19 protein-coding genes and 1 tRNA gene are annotated in these 17,391 nt (G+C 53.6%); 12 read left to right on the forward strand and 8 right to left on the reverse strand.

Translation table 11 applies throughout. The annotated features are described in order from the left end of the window. Both MDHKLMBL_RS03590 and MDHKLMBL_RS03600 read right to left on the reverse strand, forming a co-directional pair. The coding region (locus MDHKLMBL_RS03590) for a GIY-YIG nuclease family protein (protein WP_146083401.1) at positions 1-192 on the reverse strand (192 nt) is incomplete at its 3' end. Between the two features lie 811 nt (positions 193-1,003). Beyond that, entirely contained in the window at positions 1,004-1,471 is a 468-nt protein-coding gene (locus MDHKLMBL_RS03600; RefSeq protein WP_104270352.1) for a hypothetical protein, read from the reverse strand. 172 nt (positions 1,472-1,643) lie between these two features. On the opposite strand from MDHKLMBL_RS03600, the gene MDHKLMBL_RS03605 reads away from it, so the two are divergent. The 3 genes from MDHKLMBL_RS03605 to MDHKLMBL_RS03615 all read left to right on the forward strand — a co-directional run bounded on the left by MDHKLMBL_RS03605 (position 1,644) and on the right by MDHKLMBL_RS03615 (position 3,966). Beyond that, positions 1,644-2,540: a cation efflux transmembrane domain-containing protein gene (locus MDHKLMBL_RS03605; protein ID WP_104270147.1), complete on the forward strand. Its 897-nt coding sequence runs from the start codon at positions 1,644-1,646 to the stop codon at positions 2,538-2,540. A 64-nt stretch (positions 2,541-2,604) separates the two neighbouring features. Next, positions 2,605-2,955: a DUF3703 domain-containing protein gene (locus MDHKLMBL_RS03610; protein ID WP_104270148.1), complete on the forward strand. Its 351-nt coding sequence runs from the start codon at positions 2,605-2,607 to the stop codon at positions 2,953-2,955. 105 nt (positions 2,956-3,060) lie between these two features. Then, positions 3,061-3,966 carry a cation diffusion facilitator family transporter gene (locus tag MDHKLMBL_RS03615; protein ID WP_104270149.1) on the forward strand — a complete coding sequence of 302 codons (906 nt, stop codon included), beginning with the start codon at positions 3,061-3,063 and terminating at the stop codon, positions 3,964-3,966. A gap of 210 nt (positions 3,967-4,176) precedes the next feature. Here the strand turns inward: MDHKLMBL_RS03615 and MDHKLMBL_RS03620 are convergent, their stop codons facing one another. Then, complete coding sequence (locus tag MDHKLMBL_RS03620; RefSeq protein ID WP_104270150.1) at positions 4,177-4,593, reverse strand: hypothetical protein; 417 nt, start codon at positions 4,591-4,593, stop codon at positions 4,177-4,179. 394 nt (positions 4,594-4,987) lie between these two features. Here MDHKLMBL_RS03620 and MDHKLMBL_RS03625 point away from each other — a divergent pair, with 394 nt between their 5' ends. The 9 genes from MDHKLMBL_RS03625 to MDHKLMBL_RS03670 all read left to right on the forward strand — a co-directional run bounded on the left by MDHKLMBL_RS03625 (position 4,988) and on the right by MDHKLMBL_RS03670 (position 12,900). Beyond that, positions 4,988-5,374, forward strand: a complete 387-nt coding sequence (locus MDHKLMBL_RS03625) for a hypothetical protein (RefSeq protein WP_241956172.1) — start codon at positions 4,988-4,990, stop codon at positions 5,372-5,374. Between the two features lie 110 nt (positions 5,375-5,484). Then, positions 5,485-5,790: a hypothetical protein gene (locus tag MDHKLMBL_RS03630; protein WP_104270152.1), complete on the forward strand. Its 306-nt coding sequence runs from the start codon at positions 5,485-5,487 to the stop codon at positions 5,788-5,790. Positions 5,791-5,889: 99 nt separating this feature from the next. Continuing rightward, positions 5,890-6,402: a DUF411 domain-containing protein gene (locus tag MDHKLMBL_RS03635; protein ID WP_104270153.1), complete on the forward strand. Its 513-nt coding sequence runs from the start codon at positions 5,890-5,892 to the stop codon at positions 6,400-6,402. A gap of 10 nt (positions 6,403-6,412) precedes the next feature. Further along, a complete protein-coding gene (locus MDHKLMBL_RS03640; protein WP_104270154.1) occupies positions 6,413-7,267 on the forward strand; it encodes a beta propeller repeat protein in 855 nt (284 codons plus the stop codon). Continuing rightward, positions 7,260-7,691, forward strand: a complete 432-nt coding sequence (locus MDHKLMBL_RS03645) for a c-type cytochrome (RefSeq protein WP_104270155.1) — start codon at positions 7,260-7,262, stop codon at positions 7,689-7,691. The genes MDHKLMBL_RS03640 and MDHKLMBL_RS03645 overlap by 8 nt, the downstream gene beginning before the upstream one ends. Positions 7,692-7,727: 36 nt before the next feature. Further along, positions 7,728-8,204, forward strand: a complete 477-nt coding sequence (locus MDHKLMBL_RS03650) for a hypothetical protein (RefSeq protein ID WP_104270156.1) — start codon at positions 7,728-7,730, stop codon at positions 8,202-8,204. Between the two features lie 26 nt (positions 8,205-8,230). Beyond that, entirely contained in the window at positions 8,231-8,953 is a 723-nt protein-coding gene (locus MDHKLMBL_RS03655) for a cytochrome c biogenesis CcdA family protein (RefSeq protein WP_104270157.1), read from the forward strand. Positions 8,954-9,051: 98 nt separating this feature from the next. Next, on the forward strand, positions 9,052-9,363 hold the full coding sequence (locus MDHKLMBL_RS20770; RefSeq protein WP_146083402.1) for a hypothetical protein: 312 nt from the start codon (positions 9,052-9,054) through the stop codon (positions 9,361-9,363). Positions 9,364-10,476: 1,113 nt separating this feature from the next. Further along, positions 10,477-12,900, forward strand: a complete 2,424-nt coding sequence (locus MDHKLMBL_RS03670) for a hypothetical protein (protein ID WP_104270160.1) — start codon at positions 10,477-10,479, stop codon at positions 12,898-12,900. Between the two features lie 847 nt (positions 12,901-13,747). Here MDHKLMBL_RS03670 and ychF read toward each other — a convergent pair. From ychF to MDHKLMBL_RS03700, 5 genes are all read right to left on the reverse strand, one after another. Continuing rightward, a complete protein-coding gene (gene ychF, locus MDHKLMBL_RS03680; protein ID WP_008176351.1) occupies positions 13,748-14,839 on the reverse strand; it encodes a redox-regulated ATPase YchF in 1,092 nt (363 codons plus the stop codon). Between the two features lie 37 nt (positions 14,840-14,876). Next, complete coding sequence (gene pth / locus MDHKLMBL_RS03685; RefSeq protein WP_014576222.1) at positions 14,877-15,464, reverse strand: aminoacyl-tRNA hydrolase; 588 nt, start codon at positions 15,462-15,464, stop codon at positions 14,877-14,879. Positions 15,465-15,494: 30 nt separating this feature from the next. Next, positions 15,495-16,145 (reverse strand): 50S ribosomal protein L25/general stress protein Ctc, encoded by a 651-nt coding sequence (locus MDHKLMBL_RS03690; RefSeq protein ID WP_104270353.1) that lies wholly within the window; start codon positions 16,143-16,145, stop codon positions 15,495-15,497. A 166-nt stretch (positions 16,146-16,311) separates the two neighbouring features. Then, the gene (locus tag MDHKLMBL_RS03695; RefSeq protein ID WP_008176348.1) at positions 16,312-17,262 is read right to left on the reverse strand and encodes a ribose-phosphate diphosphokinase; all 951 of its coding nucleotides are present in this window, start codon (positions 17,260-17,262) and stop codon (positions 16,312-16,314) included. Between the two features lie 52 nt (positions 17,263-17,314). Beyond that, positions 17,315-17,389 (reverse strand) — tRNA-Gln (locus MDHKLMBL_RS03700). Positions 17,390-17,391 lie beyond the last annotated feature (2 nt).

The following is a 17,391-nucleotide window of genomic DNA, read 5'->3' on the forward strand; positions in this document are numbered from 1 at the left end:
CGGATCAGAGACCGCATGGAATTCCTTCAATTCCCATTTCTGCCCAGTTTCTTTTACGATTTGGCCTGTATATCCTTCGTGGTTGCAATTGTGCTCGGTCAATCTGTGTTGGGGTTTACGGGTAGTTATTCCGATTTTGTAAAGGTCAGGATCGGACGGGTGTATTAATACATAGATATAACCTGACTTCATTTTACCCTCTGTATTCGTCTGGGGTCAGAGCAAAAATCCATTGCAAACCTCTGACCTAAACTCGTAACTCCTTGGACACGTAACAGAGCACAGCGGCGACTGGTAACGGTCCGGTGACCAAAGGCCACGCACTGATGCGCCTGGTTATGTGGGCCCAGCTATTTCCTCTAGGTTCATGATTAAATCGTGTTTCACCAATCTGGTGGTGCCGTCAGCTCTTTCTACTCGATATGATTGCGGCGTTACTTTTATGCAGGTAACGCCATTTTCATACTCGATTTCATAGTGGCCCGTTGCAAAGGCGACGTTGTAAGTTTTGCCTACTTCCATCTCGAAATCCCCTCTTAACCTGAACCCTCATTAACGGTATCAGTTTTTGTTCGAGGAGATTTTCATGCTTGTAACTGTTCCCACTGACACCATTAATGAAATTTAATGCTCTGCCATGAGCTCAGTGCACATATCGCCAGCGCACAACGGCGTGATCTTGCACAGATTTGGCCAAAACTTTCGGCACTGAGCTCTTCACAGGTGTATTGCTAGAGGCAGGTGTTTGCCTTTTTCGAGAGATTTTGGGGGGCTCACTGGAGCGGCGTGAATGTCCGATTTTGTTGAACGTTCTCGTGAGGTCTCGGAGGGTCGCAAAGCGAACATTCGAAGTGATGCCCAGAGTGCCATCTTCCAGCCGTAACAGGCCACGGATTTCGTTGCGACTGAAACCCAGCTACTGCGCCGTTTTCACAAACGTCAGCCTATCAAACTCGCCAGAAACTATGCGTCTGTTAAATAGAGGTATTTGAAGGCTTCTCGATCACTCTACCTTTAGATTCTGCTGGTATTGCAGCATTTGCTCCATCATCAGCTGCATTTGATCCATGCGCTCCTGCATCATCTGAATTTGTTTCTCGTTAGACAGACTACCACCATTCTTTGATTTACCGCCGCCGTTCATCATGTGCTGACCTCCCATCATGCCGTTTTGTCCACGCATCATGCCGGGGCCCATCATACCGTGATGCATAAAACCCATTTGCTCTTGCATCGCCTCCCTGTGTTCTCGCATCAATCGTTGCCGTTCTTGCGGTGAAGCTTCATCAGGAATGCGTTGCATCAGCTGGTTCATGTGGGACCAGTTCTGGTGCATCTGCTGCATTTGCTCCTGATCCATCATCATGCCAGGACCATGCCCTTGCCATGAGCCTTGATCACCATGCGCTAGTACGAATGCAGGAAAAACCAACAACGCAGCGGTTGCTGTAAGTCCTTTAAATGAAATCATAAAGTTTACCCTCGAAATAAAATTAGACGTCCACACCATCGCACTTATCATTGTAGATCTTTATCCAGACAAACGCCGATTTTGACGACTACTAGTGTAGATTAGTTATTGACCCTGTAGTAGCTACAGGGTTTTAGATTGCATCATTTGTACGAGAACCGGAGCCGAGAAAATGAGCAAACCCTGCAATGGGAAGTGTGGCAGTGAAGACTCTGTCGTAGATGACAAGTTTCAGCGACGCGCCACCGCCGAAACAGGTAGCCAGCTAAGCACCTACAAAATACCAAAAATGGATTGTCCCTCGGAAGAGCGAATGATTCGAATGGCACTGACTGGCGTTGAAAACATTCAGTCGCTGTCATTCGATTTATCGGGTCGTACATTGGAAATTATCCACCATGGAGAAACCGGTCCTATTACCAGCAAACTGGAAAACCTGGGCCTGGGTGCTTCCTTGCAGAAGACAGAAGACGCCAGCGCTGAATCCGTCAGAGCGGCTGAATCGTCTAAGGCCAACGAAAGCGAAGAATCCGGCACTTTATGGATACTGCTGGCAATCAACGCTCTGATGTTTCTGGTCGAGATGACGATGGGCCTGATCGCCCAGTCTGCTGGCCTGATTGCAGACTCGCTAGACATGCTTGCCGATGCCGCCGTCTACGGTCTCGCACTTTACGCCGTTGGACACGGAATCAAAATGCAGGTCAGAGCGGCGCATGTGGCTGGCATCCTCCAGCTTATCCTTGCCGCTGGGGTATTGGTTGAAGTTGGCAGGCGCTTTCTGTTTGGGAGTGATCCCCAGTCGTTAATGATGATGGCCGTCGCATCTGTTGCTCTCATCGCGAATATCAGTTGCCTTCTTCTGATCGCAAAACACCGTGAGGGCGGTGCTCACATGAAAGCCAGCTGGATATTTTCAGCCAACGACGTGGTCATCAACCTGGGGGTAATACTTGCGGGGCTGCTCGTTGCCTGGACCGGGTCCAACTACCCAGATTTGATTATTGGCGGAATTGTTGGTGGCATCGTCTTGATGGGTGCCAAACGCATACTGGCACTGAAAGGCTGAACCTTTCTGGGGCAGGCGGTCGATTATCGGCTTGCCGTTGCCAATCTATGGGGAGTAAACGTCAATGCACAGTGAACTGAAGCCATCCTATATTGCGGAGCTTGAGGCGACACGCAGGGCGGAAGGCGCAGGCGATTTCCAGACAGCCTTCACCCATCTGGAACGTGCCCATATCCTCAGCCAGAAATATGCTCTGGCGCACGCTGCAACCCACTTACGGATGCTCAGACTGGGTTGGCGAACAAGAGACGTTCGTGAGGTGCTGGGGCAGTTGACCCGAACCATTGCCGCCCTGGTCTTTTCCCGAATTTGGGTTCCGGTCGGAAACACCGGTCGTGCAAACGTCAGCGCGTTTGCACCCATGCCGGTGCCCGAAGACTTGGCAGAGATACTGGGAATAACGCACGGTCAGTAGGGTTGCTCACAACGTACCGAAGAATCAGCGGCTCCCTTGACCCTATAGTTGTTACAGGGTTCATAACTAGACCGACATCGTTGTTGATCATTGATAGGGGCAAAAATGCACGATCACAGTCACGGTCACGACCACAGCCATCACTTCGACACCCATAACCGCTCCTTTGCGATTGCTGTGTTCCTCAACATGCTGTTTGTCGTCATCGAAGCGGTGTACGGGGTCATCTCCGGCTCGCTGGCGCTGCTTGCCGATGCCGGCCACAACCTCAGCGATGTCATGGGATTAATCATGGCCTGGACGGCCAGCTGGCTGGCCAGCAAAGCGGCAACCTCCGCCAAGACCTATGGCCTAAAGAAAACCACGATTCTGGCGGCCCTGTTTAACGCTCTGATTCTGATCGCCGCTGTCGGTGGCATTACCTGGGAAGCCCTTCAGCGCCTGACAGATCCTGCCGACGTCGCCGGTCTGACCGTGGTGATCGTGGCTGGCATTGGCGTACTGATCAACGGCGCAACCATGATGCTCTTTCTCAAAGGGCAGAAAGGGGACATCAATATCCGGGGCGCTTTCTTGCATATGGCCGCAGATACCGCAGTGTCGGTCGGCGTCGTGATCTCCGGCACGATACTGATGTTCACCAACCTGACCTGGATTGATCCGATTGTGAGCCTCGTTATTGCCGCTGTGATCTTTGTGGGCACCTGGCAGTTACTTAAGGACTCCGTAAACCTGGCGGTGGATGCTGTTCCCAAGGGGATTGATCCTTCGGCTGTCCATGAGCGTCTTGAAAGTTTGCCAGGAGTAATATCGGCCCATCACCTACACATCTGGGCCCTGAGTACCACCGAAAACGCGCTAACCGTTCACCTGGTGAAACCCGACCCCGAGAGTGACGACCAGGTGATCAGTGAGGCCGCTGAAATGCTGAATCAGCACTTTGGCATCCAGCATACGACCGTTCAGTGGGAGCGTCGTGAGGGCCAGTGCCCAAATACATTGTTTTGCTGAATGTTGAAAAAGATGGCGCACGCTTAGTGGCAGCCCCTGCATCTAGGGTAGCCTAATGAACGCCCTCCTCTTTTCCTAATCATGAGATTCGGAATGGGCACGCTCTCTCATGTCAGATAATTCGTTTTGATTCAAATAAACGCAAGGCATAGTAATAACTTATAACGCAGAAAGCAGCAGTGCGTCTCACGGGTTCGCTGACCTGACTTGTTATTTATGGTTTTGATTGGAGCAAGTCGCCACATACCAGTAAGCTGCAAATATCCCATAAATGAAGTTCAAGGTGATCACAACCATTGGCATAGTGATGCCAAACTCCAAACCCAGTACACCCTTGTTCATTGAAGGAAAAACAACAAGGAGCACCATTGCTGAGGGAAAGATACTAGCCGCCATGCCACGTAATATGGTGCGATCTTTCCAAACGGGTATTAGTAATAGCAGCATCCACAACCCACCCCAGATCATTCGCTGATACAACCAAGGTGCGGTGAAATCCGGTTTCATTGAAATACCAATAAGATCTGATAACCCTACCTTCCCCATAAACCAGATATTGAAGCTGTCCAAAAGCCCGCCTAAGGCTCCGCCTGTAAACGCCCCACTTATGTTACGAACGTATTTCATTAAGCTCTCCGGGCTTTCTGTGATTCGAGGCAAACCCCAAAGTAACAGCTTACTGGTTTTGGCCAATGTTCGCTTTTGTTTAGCTGGGCCCGGAGCATGCCCTGGTCGCAAAGCGAGCATTCTGTTCCAACCCCTTCAACCACACATAATCCTTCGTCAAGCCTTTGAATGCCTGCGAGATAATACTCTGTCGTATTCGCCCGACTAGCCAAACGCCACCGTTGCCAGTTCTCCTCCGCGCAAAATAAAACGTTCAGCTAGTCATCGAAAAGTTGATTCCATTTCCGACCGGGCGGGTGTGTTTTGGAAATAGAAAAGTGCTAGGATCTGTGGAACTGACAGAGTGGTTGTATGTCAGAGCTCATGTCCTCACAGCTTGGTGCGTGAAATCAGGATGTCCGTCAAGAACCGCCCAATTATTTGCGTGTTGCTGTCACTGCTTCTGGTGATCAGCGCGCCAGCGTTTGCTTTGTCAAAAGCAACAGCCGGCCAGGCGAAGCCAGCGATGGCGGATTGCGGCTCCATGATGATGATGGACCGGGCTGAAGACGCCGCTTACTCGACAGACGCAGAACCGGATTGCGTTTCTTCTCCGGAAATGGCCTGTCTAAGCGCCACTGGGCCGATCAAATGCGGGGTCAGCGTCAGCCTTGCCCTGTTACCAGAGAACTCCATCGGTTTTAAAGACACCGGCTCCCAAGCAGTATTGGCCGCACGAGCGGCCCTTTACCAGGATCCGTTCCTGGCCTCTATTACGCCCCCTCCAGAACATCACTCCTGAGTTTTAACCCGGGTTTTTGCCCATCGTGGCAAGCTCTTTGACGTTAATTCTTGCGACAAAGTCTCGTACTCACGTTCATCCGTAACGAGGCTTTAACCGGAGTGAATCAAATGCGTAATTCAAATCTCAAGCTCACCGTAACCGCCGCCGTTCTGGCCGGCAGTGTCGCTCTCTTTTCCGCCCTTGCCCATGGCGAGGGCGAAGGCACGTTGGAGGGTCATTCCGAACACCATGGCATGATGTCCTCGCACGGCATGGAGGGTAGGGATGGCATGATGGGGATGATGAACATGATGTCGGATATGTCCCCGGAAGACCGTAAAGCCATGACCGAGGTGTGCATGAAGATGATGCAGGCTCATGGTGGCGATGGCATGCCAGGCGGCATGAAAGACAAAGCCAACGGCGCCAAATAACCATTTGGGCACCCTCATGAACTGAAGCTCTGGCTCGGGGATGCATGCGCATCCCCGAGCTCTGCTCTGCTCATAAGCAATTCCAATCGAGGATTTTCCATGAAGACCAAGAAACTCGCTCTGTATACGGGTGTAGGCGCTATCCTTATCGGCGCTGGCGCCACCACATTGGCCCTCCAGGCCGACGAATCCGCCCAGCCATCGGGTGCTCTAGCCCAGAGTGGAGAGGCAGGCCAGGCCATCACCATTTACAAGAGCCCCAATTGCGGTTGCTGCCAGTCCTGGGCCGAGCACCTTGCGGCCAATGGTTTTGAGACCCGCATCGTTGAAACCGACAACCTTAATGAAATCAAACAGCAGCATGGCGTGCCACGCGATATGGCGTCCTGCCATACCGCGCTGATTGGTGATCTGGTGATTGAAGGGCATGTGCCGGCCAATGACATCCTGGCCTACCTTGAGGATCCGCAATTCAACACGACCGGCTTGTCTGTACCCGGAATGCCCCACGGCACCCCTGGTATGGAAACCGGCCGGAAGGACGATTACCAGGTCATTGCCTTTAACGCCAATGGCCAGCAACAGGTTTTCCGTGAGCACAAGGATTACTGAGGTCAGCCCTATGAGAGCAATGGTTTCCCGCCTGAATTCAGCAGTCTCCGGACTTTTTCTGTTCGCGTTCGTGGCTGTCATGCCGACCCTGGTTCAAGCCCAGTCTGTGAATGAGGGCCAATCAGTGAGAGCGCTGACGACGGACTCATCTGGCGCTTTGCTGGTGCTTCGGCAGAGCGGTCTGTTTGCCCTGGATAGCCAGAACACTACCGAGATCCCCCTGCCACCGTCGGATTCCGGCGCCCAGCCCCGGTCCATGGCAAAAGGTGCTGACGGAAGCCTGTACCTTTCAGGGCCTGGCCTTGGGATCTGGCGCTATGACGAGGCCAGCAAGCGTTGGCAATCCCTCAATGACACCCTGCCGGACCTGGGTGTCACGGCGATTGCCGCCCACGCTACCCAAGCCAAAACGCTTTACGCCTATCTCGGTGCAAGTGGCATGTTCCGATCCAGGAACGGGGGTGCCGAATGGGTGAAGGTAGACAGTGGCCCCCGGGAGCCGGTGCAGGCGTTCCTGCACTCTGATATGCCAGGCAGCATGGAAAGTGGCTGGCTGTTCGCCGGCACCACCCGCGGTGTGGCCCGTTCCATGGACTGTTTCTGCTTCTGGGGTGACGCCGGCGAATTGCGAGGAACTGTTTCCGCCATTGATTACGATCCTTCGGCCCCGGAAAACGTCTACGCCGTAATCGAGGGGCAACTTCACCACAGTTCTGACGGTGGCGAAACCTGGGCTGGCCTTGAGATACCCCAAGCGGTGACCGCTCTGACGTTCTCACCCTCGGAAGGACTCGTGGTGGGCACTAAAAACGGAGAGTTGCTTTCGCGGAACGCCTCTGGCGAATGGGTTCCTGTTTATGAATAAGTGGTCTTTCCCGCTGGTCTTGCTCATTGCCCCGGCCCTTGTGATGGCGGGAGGCGCGCCAACAAACAGTGGCAGCGTGCCGGCCGAAGTAACCGAGGGCCGCCAGATTTATGAGCAATACTGCGCCGCTTGCCACGGATGGCAGGGTGAAGGTGCGGCCGACTGGAACAAACCGGATGAGAAAGGCGAAATGCCCCCGCCACCACACGATGAGACCGGCCACACCTGGCGCCACAGTGATGCCATGCTGTTCAGGATGATTGCCGAGGGATGGCGGCATCCCTTCAACAAAACAGACCGGCTGACTATGCCGGCATTTGAGGACATCCTCACCGACCAGGAAATTCAGTCGGTGATCAATTACCTGAAAACACTCTGGACCGAGGACCAGCGCCGCTATCAACAGAACGAAAGTCAGGAATAAGGAACAACCCTCCCTCAAGTCTTGGGCAACTGGAAAATGGCATTGAAACAGCTTTTTAAGAAGTGGTCATGGTTATTCGGCCTCATCGGTTTCAGCATTGTGGTCACAGCAATCTTCGTGCTGCCGCAGTACCTGAAGCCTGATCTGGATGCCGGTGTTACCTTTTACGCCACCGAGGGATGCGCACCTTTCAAAGGTCAGTGTATCGGGCGAAAAGGCGATCAAACCATCACAGTCGGCTTAGGTAATGAAGCCATCGAATCGATGACAGAGATTCCCATCCGTGTGCATCTCGGCAACATGACAGCAGACTCCCTGATCGTGGATTTCGAAGGGCTTGAAATGTACATGGGCGTGGTCCGCACCCAGCTGTTACCGCATACCCAGGGTGTTTACCAGGGAACCATTACCCTGCCGGAATGCGGTACCGGCAAAATGCTATGGCGCGCACGGGCCATCATCGACAACGGCACGTCCAAGGAAGGCATCAAATTTGATTTCTGGGCGGTTTAACGAACTAACAAAACTTAGGGGGCCAAATGCCTGATCTTGCAACCTGGGGAATTGCCGCCGCGTTTGCCGGAGGTCTCGTGTCGTTTTTCTCACCCTGTACTTTACCCTTGGTTCCCGGCTACCTGTCGGTTGTTACCGGAGGCGCTCTGACTGAGGCTTCAAATCGGTTGAAGGCGTTCTGGCTGAGTCTTTGTTTCGTGATGGGGTTCAGTCTCGTATTCGTCGCCCTGGGTGCAAGCGCTAGTGTTCTTGGGCAATGGCTGATGGCTTATCGTGAAGAGGCCAACTTGGTGGCTGGCGTGCTCATCGTGTTAATGGGCCTGTTTATGTTGGGTTGGTGGAGCATGCCGGCGTTACAGCGGGACTGGCGCATTGGGCAGTCTCTTGAAGGCGGGCGCCCCACTGCCGCCTTCCTCCTGGGCATCGCGTTTGCCATCGGCTGGACACCCTGTATAGGCCCCATACTCGGGGCCATATTGGCGCTCAGCTCCACGCATGCCAATGCTGAGGCGGGCATGCTGTATCTGGCGGCGTATTCGTTGGGGTTGGCTCTTCCTTTTCTCGGAACTGCCCTGTTTATTGAACACTTTCGGCAACGAGTACGCTGGCTCAGTCGCTGGAGTAGACTACTGAGAGCGCTTGCTGGCTTGGTGCTCGTTGTAATGGGAGTAATGGTGCTCACCGGTCAGATGACACTCTTTGCGTCGTGGATGTTGTCGACGTTTCCGGTTCTCGGAACGCTTGGTTGAGCTGCGTAAAACCAAACTACAGGGAATGGGAGTGGTTCATGGCTTCATTCTCAAATACTGCATATGAGCAGGTTTCATGAACAGAGGAGGCTCCGCCAATGATACTGGACGAAATGGTTGTGATTAGTTTGGAGGCTCTGGAGGAAAGCCATGACTCGAATGTTCGCTTTTGTTTAACAGAAAGCACTTATGCGGCCAAAACTAGCGGCGTATATCACGATGACATGGCCGAAGCGGCCAAATTATTGTGTCAAGGTTATAAAGTCCGGAAGAGATTCGATTCAGGAAGGAGAGCCCTGGCAGTCTTTGCTGCGGTCGGCGTGATTTTGCCCTTTTCGACCAGTTGGGACAGAGCGCTGTGCACTGTCGTCTCGCCAAAAATCCTAATTATCAGTGGGATATCCTGTTGAGTTGGGTCCTTCAGCACGTCAGTAAGAATAAGACTCCCGGGGACTTTCTTTGGGCATCCCTTCAACCTATCCTTGGTCATCTGAAGCTTGGACCTATCTATGAACGAATGAATGGATTTGACCACAGTCCTTCCTGTCGCACCTTCGCGAGCTTGCTCGCGGAAAATATATTGGCCAGCAGCACTGGATGACGAGAGGATAATAGCAGGGTAGGGCGTGAAACCTAGTAATTAAAAATTAATTGAAATGGCTTGAAATAGTATTATAAACAGTGTGTTATGATTAGTTCTAGCTGAAATTTCACCGTGAAATTTTTGGGCTCAAAAGTAGTAGTCTCCTCCCGCCTCAAGCTCAGTAAGATCGCTGTCATTAGTCCAGGGTGACCGACAGAGTCTGAGAGCGCTGCCATTTGAGAAGCCGAGATATGGTGTCTGCCTGCTCACAGTGCTCGCTCTCCAGGAAGTGAATCAACTCTTGCTAACAGTCATAGAGTCAGCAGGCTTTCTCCGCAAGCATCACGAATCCAGCCTCGACAAGTGGGTCTTGATTCGACATCCGGATAATATTAGTGGCTTCTGGCCCGATCGCAATCACCGGCAGGCCCTCTTCTCGGGAATTCTGGATCAGATGAGTATTCCGGTCCCTCCATACTCCGGGTTCTGGCAAAATCCTGCCTTCAAACGGAAACTCTCTGCTGGAGTGGCTCTGTATTTGGTTCAGTCAGAGTTGGCAAATCCGGCTCCAAAGCACCCCCATATACACCCCTTGATACTCCCGCGGAGCGGGCTGGTCTCTTATATCCAGATGAGTATTGTTCCTACCGCACTTTTTCGCCGAAATTGGCTTTCATCTATAGAGAGTTTGGATTTCCAGTAAAAATCTGTGGCGGCCTGGGAGAGTAAAGTCGTAGCAATTGTATGAGGGCCTTTTTGTGATCCTCAAAGGGGCTCGAGGTGGGTGGGCAAGGTCGCATGTTTTAGCGATGTTACGATCTGTTACAGATCCACCCAATAAAAATATGCAATAACCGTGCCTAAAGTAAGTAAATTTATTATAGTAGATATGTGGGATGGAAGAATAAGTCCTCAAAATAACGAACGTCAGGAGATACACGTGATCATCACAAAAGATTTCGCCTCCGAGCTATCCGAAGCTCTTCAAGACCAGCGCCTCTCCGGCATTGCACAGAAGATCACTCTGAAGTCTTCACAGAAAGACACAGACGTCATTGTTGTAGAGCAGGCTCTCTGGTCCAGGTCTGTCGCTGAGCTCAGCTCTGGCGCTGCTATCGACTTCGGCAAGCTTGACGGCATCGAAGCCGCAACTATTTTCGTAGACGTAGCCGCAGGCACACCTTTTCAGGCCAAGTCCGTCAAGGCGATCACCAAGGCGATCCTCAAAAAGTGGTCTGTTGATTTCTTCGAAGATGGCCTCACTGAGCTCGCCAGTCGCCTGCCGCTCAACTTAGTTCGCATGATTCGCGAAACCATCAAGCAGCGCGAGTCTGAAGTCCGGTCTTTTCATACTACTTCTTTCCCTTTTGAAACTGTCGACAAATACCATAGCATGTATAAAAGTATTAGTTGCAAGTGCAATAAGTTATTCGTCCTGAACGGGGCAATGGGCAGCCGCAAAACGCACGCCCTCCGCGAGATCTACACGAAAGCCCGCGAAGCCGGTCAGTTCCCCATGATGATCACCGGCAAGCGCTCAATCGCGTCTAATTTCTTCCCGGCAGATCACGCTGATCACTATCAGACGACTTCGAAGGAAGATGCCCAAGGCCTGGTCGGCGTGATCAACACGCTAGCGAGCAACCGCCACTACGGTGACCGCGCTCGCTGTAAAGTCGTGCTGATCGATGAAGTGGAAGATCTCTTCGATCACATGGCCTCTGGCACCCTCGGCATCACCTACGCAGACCGGGTCACCGCCATGGACCGCCTGGCTTCTTTGATCCGCGGCGCTGAGAAAGTAGTCGTAGCCGACGCGATGATCACTGACGCTTCTATCCGAAAGCTCGCAAAGATGGCCGGCGAAGATGCCAAGATCATCAAAGCTGAGGGCGCTAATGACGTCAATCTAAAAGTCGTCAAAGAGTCTGAAGTGATCGCGCTGGCCCGCGAAGACATGCAAGCGGGCAAGAAAGTCGCTGTCTTCTGTGACTACAGAGCCGAAAAATTCGCTGACGTCGCTCACTCTATCCGCGAGAAAAGCGGCAAAGACGTCATCGAGCTGACCGCAAAGTACCTGGAAGAGCGGGGCAAGAGCCTCGACGACATCGAAGAGATCCTCAAAGCGTCTGATGCCGCGATCATCAGCCCGGTCATAAACGCCGGGGCCAGCATCGAGCTCGAAGAGTATGATCGTGTCTACGTTCTCGCCGGCCGCACACTCGCACCGACGTCAGTACTTCAGTCAGTCCGTCGCTTCCGTGCAGCCAAGACTGCATATATCGCTTTCCGCGGCGGCCGCTCAGAGCAGCGCATCACACAGCCCAAGGCGATCATCTTCGATCAGATAAAGCGCGATGCTGAAAGCCCGGCCGATGAAATGCTCAGGCTTTTTGACACCAAGAGCGGTCGCTTCCTGGCCCAGCACGCCGCCCGTCGGAATCAGCAGTTCAAGAGCTTTAAGCAGACTGTACTGATCGCAGCGGAGCAGATGGGTTTCACTGTCGAGCACACTGAGCTGAGCGCATCACAGCGTAAGGCCGGCACTAAGGCGAAAGCCGCCGGTCGTCGCAAGACTGAAGACGTGCGCTCCGAAATTGCGTTCGACACCTCGAAAAAGAAGCATGCCGGTCGTGATGATCTGATCGACTTCGGTACTGATGAAGCGCCGACTTTCAAGCAAGAGACAGCTGCCCGTACTTTTGATGCAATGGAGCTTCTCGAGATCAAAGAGCTGGACGAGCAGTCTTATGCTGAGATCTTTTCCCTGGATATCGACTACATCGTCGCTCGTCGCAAGAAGCTGTGCTCAGCTGCGGATTTCGGTCGTCGCGATCAGATCGCTTCTTTCGTAGCGGCTCGCTTCATGAGCGCCTGCGGCTTTGACTTCGACGATGTCGCAGGCTCTCAGATCACGAAAGAGAAAGCAGAAGCGGCTTTTGAAGAGCTGAGCAAGCCGGTAGCCCTTGAGACTGGTTCTTCGATGTCCGGCATCGAGCTGATCAAAATGGCTTTCCCCAGCATCAACTTTCGCAAGAAGCACAAGACGCAGATCTTCAAAGACCTCGTGAAAGCCCTGGGCTACGACATGACTGCCGGCGGGTATGAAGGAAAGACCCGCATCTACGTCATCACCAGCTTGATCCGCAAGATCGGCGGTGAGCAGGTCAATGTGACTGAGCTGGCTGACTTCTACGTAGTACCGAAGCCGGACCTGGAAGTGACCACTCATGTGATGGGATCGCTGACACCGGTGACTGCGGAAGAACTTATGCTCCAGCAGCAGATCGATCGCAAAGCTTTCCAGGCGATGATCGAGATGGAAGCGGAGCGGGCTGAGATGCTGTGCGGCACTACCGGCTAAATCGGAAAGGGGGCTACCAGGCCCCCAGTAAACCTCGCCCCTTCCGCTAAGCGGCCCCCTTCAGATTCCGGCGCAGCCGGCCACTCTCAAAAAAAGATTTTGGGCTCAACATGCGCCCGATACGTGACTAATAGTCGAGAGTCCCCTATGAGATGCGGTGAGGTGCAAAGTAGTGGAGCTTCGGCTCGATAGCCTGAACTGGAACGAAGTGACAGGAAAGGCGCAGCCGGAGCGGAGCGGGAAAATTACTTTTCTATAGCCCAAAAAAAAGCCCCATCCATGGGGCTCGCTCATCCTTGGACAGTTGGTCAGGAGAGACCATTCCATCAGAAGGAAAGATCAGGGGAGACACTGTGGGATGAATCCTCGATCTATAAATAGTATAGCATAAATAATATAAAATACAATATATAGTAAAATAAATATCTAAAAGAATTTCTGCGGCTGATTTCCTCTTTTGAAACCAAAGCCCTTTGCGCACAAAATCATTGGTCACAAATTGAGCAGTTTGGCGTGAAATGGGAATTTTCGGACCCCCCGTGGAGCCCCGACGAAAAACAGGGGTATTCTTGGTCTCAAAAAATGGGGGTTCGGGGAGGTGTTTTGAGGGTGAGGCAAGGCAACTTAACTAGTTGTTTTTGGTAGCAATCAAGAAATTATTGGAGGCGTCAGCTGGAAATAATTTCAGGGGCGGAGTCGAACCGCCGACCCCAGCATTATGAGTGCTGTGCTCTAACCAACTGAGCTACCTTGCCATTTCGCTTTGGGCATCGCCCCAAACGAGGCGCGTATTTTCAGTATTTGGGCTCTTTCTGTCAAGGCTTAGGGCCCAGTTTTTCCTGAAAAATTACACGTTGAAGCGGAAGTGGATAACGTCGCCGTCTTTCACGATGTATTCCTTGCCTTCCAGGCGCCATTTTCCGGCATCCTTGGCCCCGGCTTCGCCGTTGTACTGAACGAAATCGTCGTAGCTCACCACTTCTGCCCGGATGAACCCGCGTTCGAAGTCGGTGTGGATCACGCCGGCGGCCTGAGGCGCTGTGGCGCCGATTTTTACGGTCCAGGCGCGGACTTCTTTCACCCCGGCGGTAAAGTAGGTCTGCAGGCCCAGCAGGCCATAGCCCCCGCGAATGACGCGATCCAGGCCTGGCTCTTCCATGCCCATTTCTTCCAGGAACATCGATTTTTCATCGTCTTCCAGTTCGGAGATTTCTGCCTCTATCTTGTTGCAGATGGGCACAAGCGCGGCATTTTCCGACTCAGCGATCTGTCGCACGGTGTCCAGATGCGGGTTGTTCTGGAACCCGTCTTCGCTGACGTTGGCAATGTACATGGTCGGCTTCACGGTCAGCAGGCAGAGCTCTCGGATCAGGGCCATCTGGTCCTTGTCGAGGTTCATGCTGCGCACCGGTTTGCCCTCGTTCAGCACCGGCAGCAGCTTTTCAAAGATTTCGAGCTGAGCTTTCGCTTCCTTGTCACCGCTCTTGGCCACGCGCTGAACCCGCTTGATGGCTTTTTCAACGGTTTCCAGATCGGCGAGAGCCAGTTCGGTGTTAATGATTTCTATATCAGAAGCCGGATCAATCTTGTTGGCAACGTGAATGACGTTGTCGTCCTCGAAGCAGCGCACCACATGGGCAATGGCGTCGGTCTGGCGGATATTGGCCAGAAACTGGTTGCCCAGGCCCTCGCCTTTCGAAGCACCTTCTACAAGGCCTGCGATATCCACGAACTCCATGGTGGTTGCCACCACCTTTTCCGGCTTAACGATCTCGGCAAGCTTGTTGAGGCGCGGGTCCGGCATGGCGACGACACCGGCGTTGGGCTCGATGGTGCAGAACGGGAAGTTTTCCGCGCCAATGCCGGATTTGGTCAATGCGTTGAACAGGGTAGATTTGCCGACGTTGGGAAGGCCGACGATGCCGCAGTTAAATCCCATGGAATGCCTCTGCTGGTACTGGAAAAATTTGAGCGGATTATACCGGTTTGAAACTGTGCAGGCGATTCATGGCGGCGGGGAGTTTGCCGCTGGCTGCATCCGGTAATACCCGCATGATTTCGTCGATCACTGCGTTCAGTTCCTCGGTTTCCTGTTTGCCCAGGCGGCCGAGGACGTACCCGGTTACCCTGCGGCTGTCGCCGGGGTGGCCGATACCGATGCGCAGTCTCTGGAAATCGTTGGTGCCCAGGTGGGCGATAGCGTCACGCAGGCCGTTGTGTCCGCCGTGGCCGCCACCTTTCTTGAGCTTTGCGGTACCCGGGGGCAGATCGAGTTCGTCGTGGGCAATCAGAATCTGTTGGGGCTGAATCTTGAAGAAGTCTGCCAGCGCCTTGATGGCCAGGCCGCTGCGATTCATGAAAGTGGTCGGATTCAGGAGGTGCAGGTCCAGGCCCTGCCATTGAATGCGGGCATAGAGCCCGTGGTACTTCTTTTCGGGGCGGAGCGTCTGGCCCGCAGTGCGAGCCAGAGCTTCCACGAAGAGGGCGCCGGCGTTGTGGCGGGTATTCTCGTAGTCAGCGCCGGGGTTACCCAGACCAACCACCATGACAATATCCTGCGCCATTCGCCGTTGCCCTCCTCAGTTAAGGAGTGATTACTCCTTGTCTTCGCCGCCTTCTTCGCTTTCTTCGCCGTCTTCGGCTTCGTCATCAACCTTGGCGCCGCGCGGCTTATGGATAGCCACAACCGGCAGGTCGTGATCTTCACCCTGGAGCAGGGCGGCAATCTTGACGTCTTTCGGCAGTTTCAGGTCGCTCAGGTGAACTACCTGGTCCATTTCGACAGTGGTCATGTCCACTTCGATGAACTCGGGCAGGTTCTGCGGCAGACAGATCACTTCAACTTCGTTGATCTGGTGGTTCGCTACACCGCCGTGGAGCTTGATAGCCGGTGCGGTGTCTTCGTTGATGAAGTGCAGCGGTACGTTGACGTGGATCTCGTGGTCCTTGTCAACACGCAGGAAGTCAGCGTGGGTCAGGATCGGCTTGTACGGGTGACGCTGCAGATCCTTCAGGATTACGCTTTCTTTCTTGCCGTTCAGCTCAACGGTCAGAACGTGGGAGAAGAATGCTTCGTTCTCCAGGGCTTTCTTCAGCTCGTTGTGCCAGATGGCAATCGGAGTTGCATCCTTGCTGCCACCATAAATGATGGCCGGGATTTTCCGTTCCTCACGACGCAGGCGGCGGCTCGCACCTCTCCCCTGATCGTCACGAGGAAATGCTTCGATAACAAATTCCTGAGACATGGTAATAACCTCAATCGTCACCTGAACTGCCCGCGACCAGGCGTAGGATCAGGTGATGTTTCTGAAAAGCCGGATTTTTCCGGCTGACTAAAAGAGTCGGGAGCCTGTGTAGGCTCCCGACCCGGTAACTGCTTGTAATGCCTTGATATTACGACCGAAAGGTCACTCAGGCATTCTCGAACATGGCACTGATGGACTCTTCGTTGCTCACGCGGCGAATCGACTCCGCAAGCAGCCCGGCCATTCCGAGGACGCGGATTCTATCACAATTATGCGCTTTGTCACCCAGCGGGATGGTATCGCAGACCACAAGTTCGTCCAGCTGTGAGGCATTGATGTTATCAATGGCCGGGCCGGAGAGAACCGGGTGGGTGATGTAGGCAACCACGCGGGCCGCGCCGTGTTCTTTCAGGGCGTTGGCCGCTTTGCACAGCGTGCCGGCGGTATCAATGATGTCGTCTACCAGGATACAGGTCTTGTCTTTGACATCACCGATGATGTGCATTACCTGGGAAACGTTCGCTTTCGGGCGACGCTTGTCGATGATGGCAAGGTCAGCGTCGTCCAGGCGCTTGGCCACGGCACGGGCGCGAACCACGCCGCCAACGTCCGGAGATACCACGACAAAGTTCTCGAAACGCTGCTTGAAGATGTCTTCAAGCATGACCGGTGTGGCGTAGATGTTGTCCACCGGGATATCGAAGAAGCCCTGGATCTGGTCGGCGTGCAGGTCAACGGTCAGGACCCGGTCAACGCCGATGCTGGAAATCATGTCTGCGACCACCTTGGCGCTGATGGCAACACGGGTAGAGCGTACCCGGCGATCCTGGCGCGCGTATCCGTAATAGGGGATAACGGCGGTGACCCGTGTAGCGGAAGCACGGCGAAGTGCGTCGGCCATCACGATCAGTTCCATCAGGTTATCGTTGGTGGGGTAGCAGGTCGGCTGGATGATGAACACATCATGGCCGCGGACATTCTCATTGATCTCGACGGTGGTTTCCCCGTCGCTGAAGCGGCCTACAGTGGCCTGACCCATGGGAATGTGGAGTTTGCGGGCAATCGCTTGAGCCAGTTCAGGGTTGGCGTTGCCAGCGAAGATCATCAGTTTGGACACGACGGCATCCTTCTCAGTATCGGCGTTTGATTCAGAAGAAGCGGGAGAAAGGTGGCTGGGGTGGCAGGATTCGAACCTGCGCATGACGGGATCAAAACCCGTTGCCTTACCACTTGGCGACACCCCAGT

This window comes from Marinobacter flavimaris (assembly GCF_002933295.1).
Taxonomy (GTDB): Bacteria; Pseudomonadota; Gammaproteobacteria; order Pseudomonadales; family Oleiphilaceae; genus Marinobacter; species Marinobacter flavimaris.

Bases quoted from the DNA above. Each gene is read 5' to 3' on its own strand.
- MDHKLMBL_RS03600 (WP_104270352.1), bottom strand. From the start codon at position 1,471: ATGATTTCATTTAAAGGACTTACAGCAACCGCTGCGTTGTTGGTTTTT.
- MDHKLMBL_RS03605 (WP_104270147.1), top strand. From the start codon at position 1,644: ATGAGCAAACCCTGCAATGGGAAGTGTGGCAGTGAAGACTCTGTCGTA.
- MDHKLMBL_RS03610 (WP_104270148.1), top strand. From the start codon at position 2,605: ATGCACAGTGAACTGAAGCCATCCTATATTGCGGAGCTTGAGGCGACA.
- MDHKLMBL_RS03615 (WP_104270149.1), top strand. From the start codon at position 3,061: ATGCACGATCACAGTCACGGTCACGACCACAGCCATCACTTCGACACC.
- MDHKLMBL_RS03620 (WP_104270150.1), bottom strand. From the start codon at position 4,593: ATGAAATACGTTCGTAACATAAGTGGGGCGTTTACAGGCGGAGCCTTA.
- MDHKLMBL_RS03625 (WP_241956172.1), top strand. From the start codon at position 4,988: ATGTCCGTCAAGAACCGCCCAATTATTTGCGTGTTGCTGTCACTGCTT.
- MDHKLMBL_RS03630 (WP_104270152.1), top strand. From the start codon at position 5,485: ATGCGTAATTCAAATCTCAAGCTCACCGTAACCGCCGCCGTTCTGGCC.
- MDHKLMBL_RS03635 (WP_104270153.1), top strand. From the start codon at position 5,890: ATGAAGACCAAGAAACTCGCTCTGTATACGGGTGTAGGCGCTATCCTT.
- MDHKLMBL_RS03640 (WP_104270154.1), top strand. From the start codon at position 6,413: ATGAGAGCAATGGTTTCCCGCCTGAATTCAGCAGTCTCCGGACTTTTT.
- MDHKLMBL_RS03645 (WP_104270155.1), top strand. From the start codon at position 7,260: ATGAATAAGTGGTCTTTCCCGCTGGTCTTGCTCATTGCCCCGGCCCTT.
- MDHKLMBL_RS03650 (WP_104270156.1), top strand. From the start codon at position 7,728: ATGGCATTGAAACAGCTTTTTAAGAAGTGGTCATGGTTATTCGGCCTC.
- MDHKLMBL_RS03655 (WP_104270157.1), top strand. From the start codon at position 8,231: ATGCCTGATCTTGCAACCTGGGGAATTGCCGCCGCGTTTGCCGGAGGT.
- MDHKLMBL_RS20770 (WP_146083402.1), top strand. From the start codon at position 9,052: ATGATACTGGACGAAATGGTTGTGATTAGTTTGGAGGCTCTGGAGGAA.
- ychF (WP_008176351.1), bottom strand. From the start codon at position 14,839: ATGGGATTTAACTGCGGCATCGTCGGCCTTCCCAACGTCGGCAAATCT.
- pth (WP_014576222.1), bottom strand. From the start codon at position 15,464: ATGGCGCAGGATATTGTCATGGTGGTTGGTCTGGGTAACCCCGGCGCT.
- MDHKLMBL_RS03690 (WP_104270353.1), bottom strand. From the start codon at position 16,145: ATGTCTCAGGAATTTGTTATCGAAGCATTTCCTCGTGACGATCAGGGG.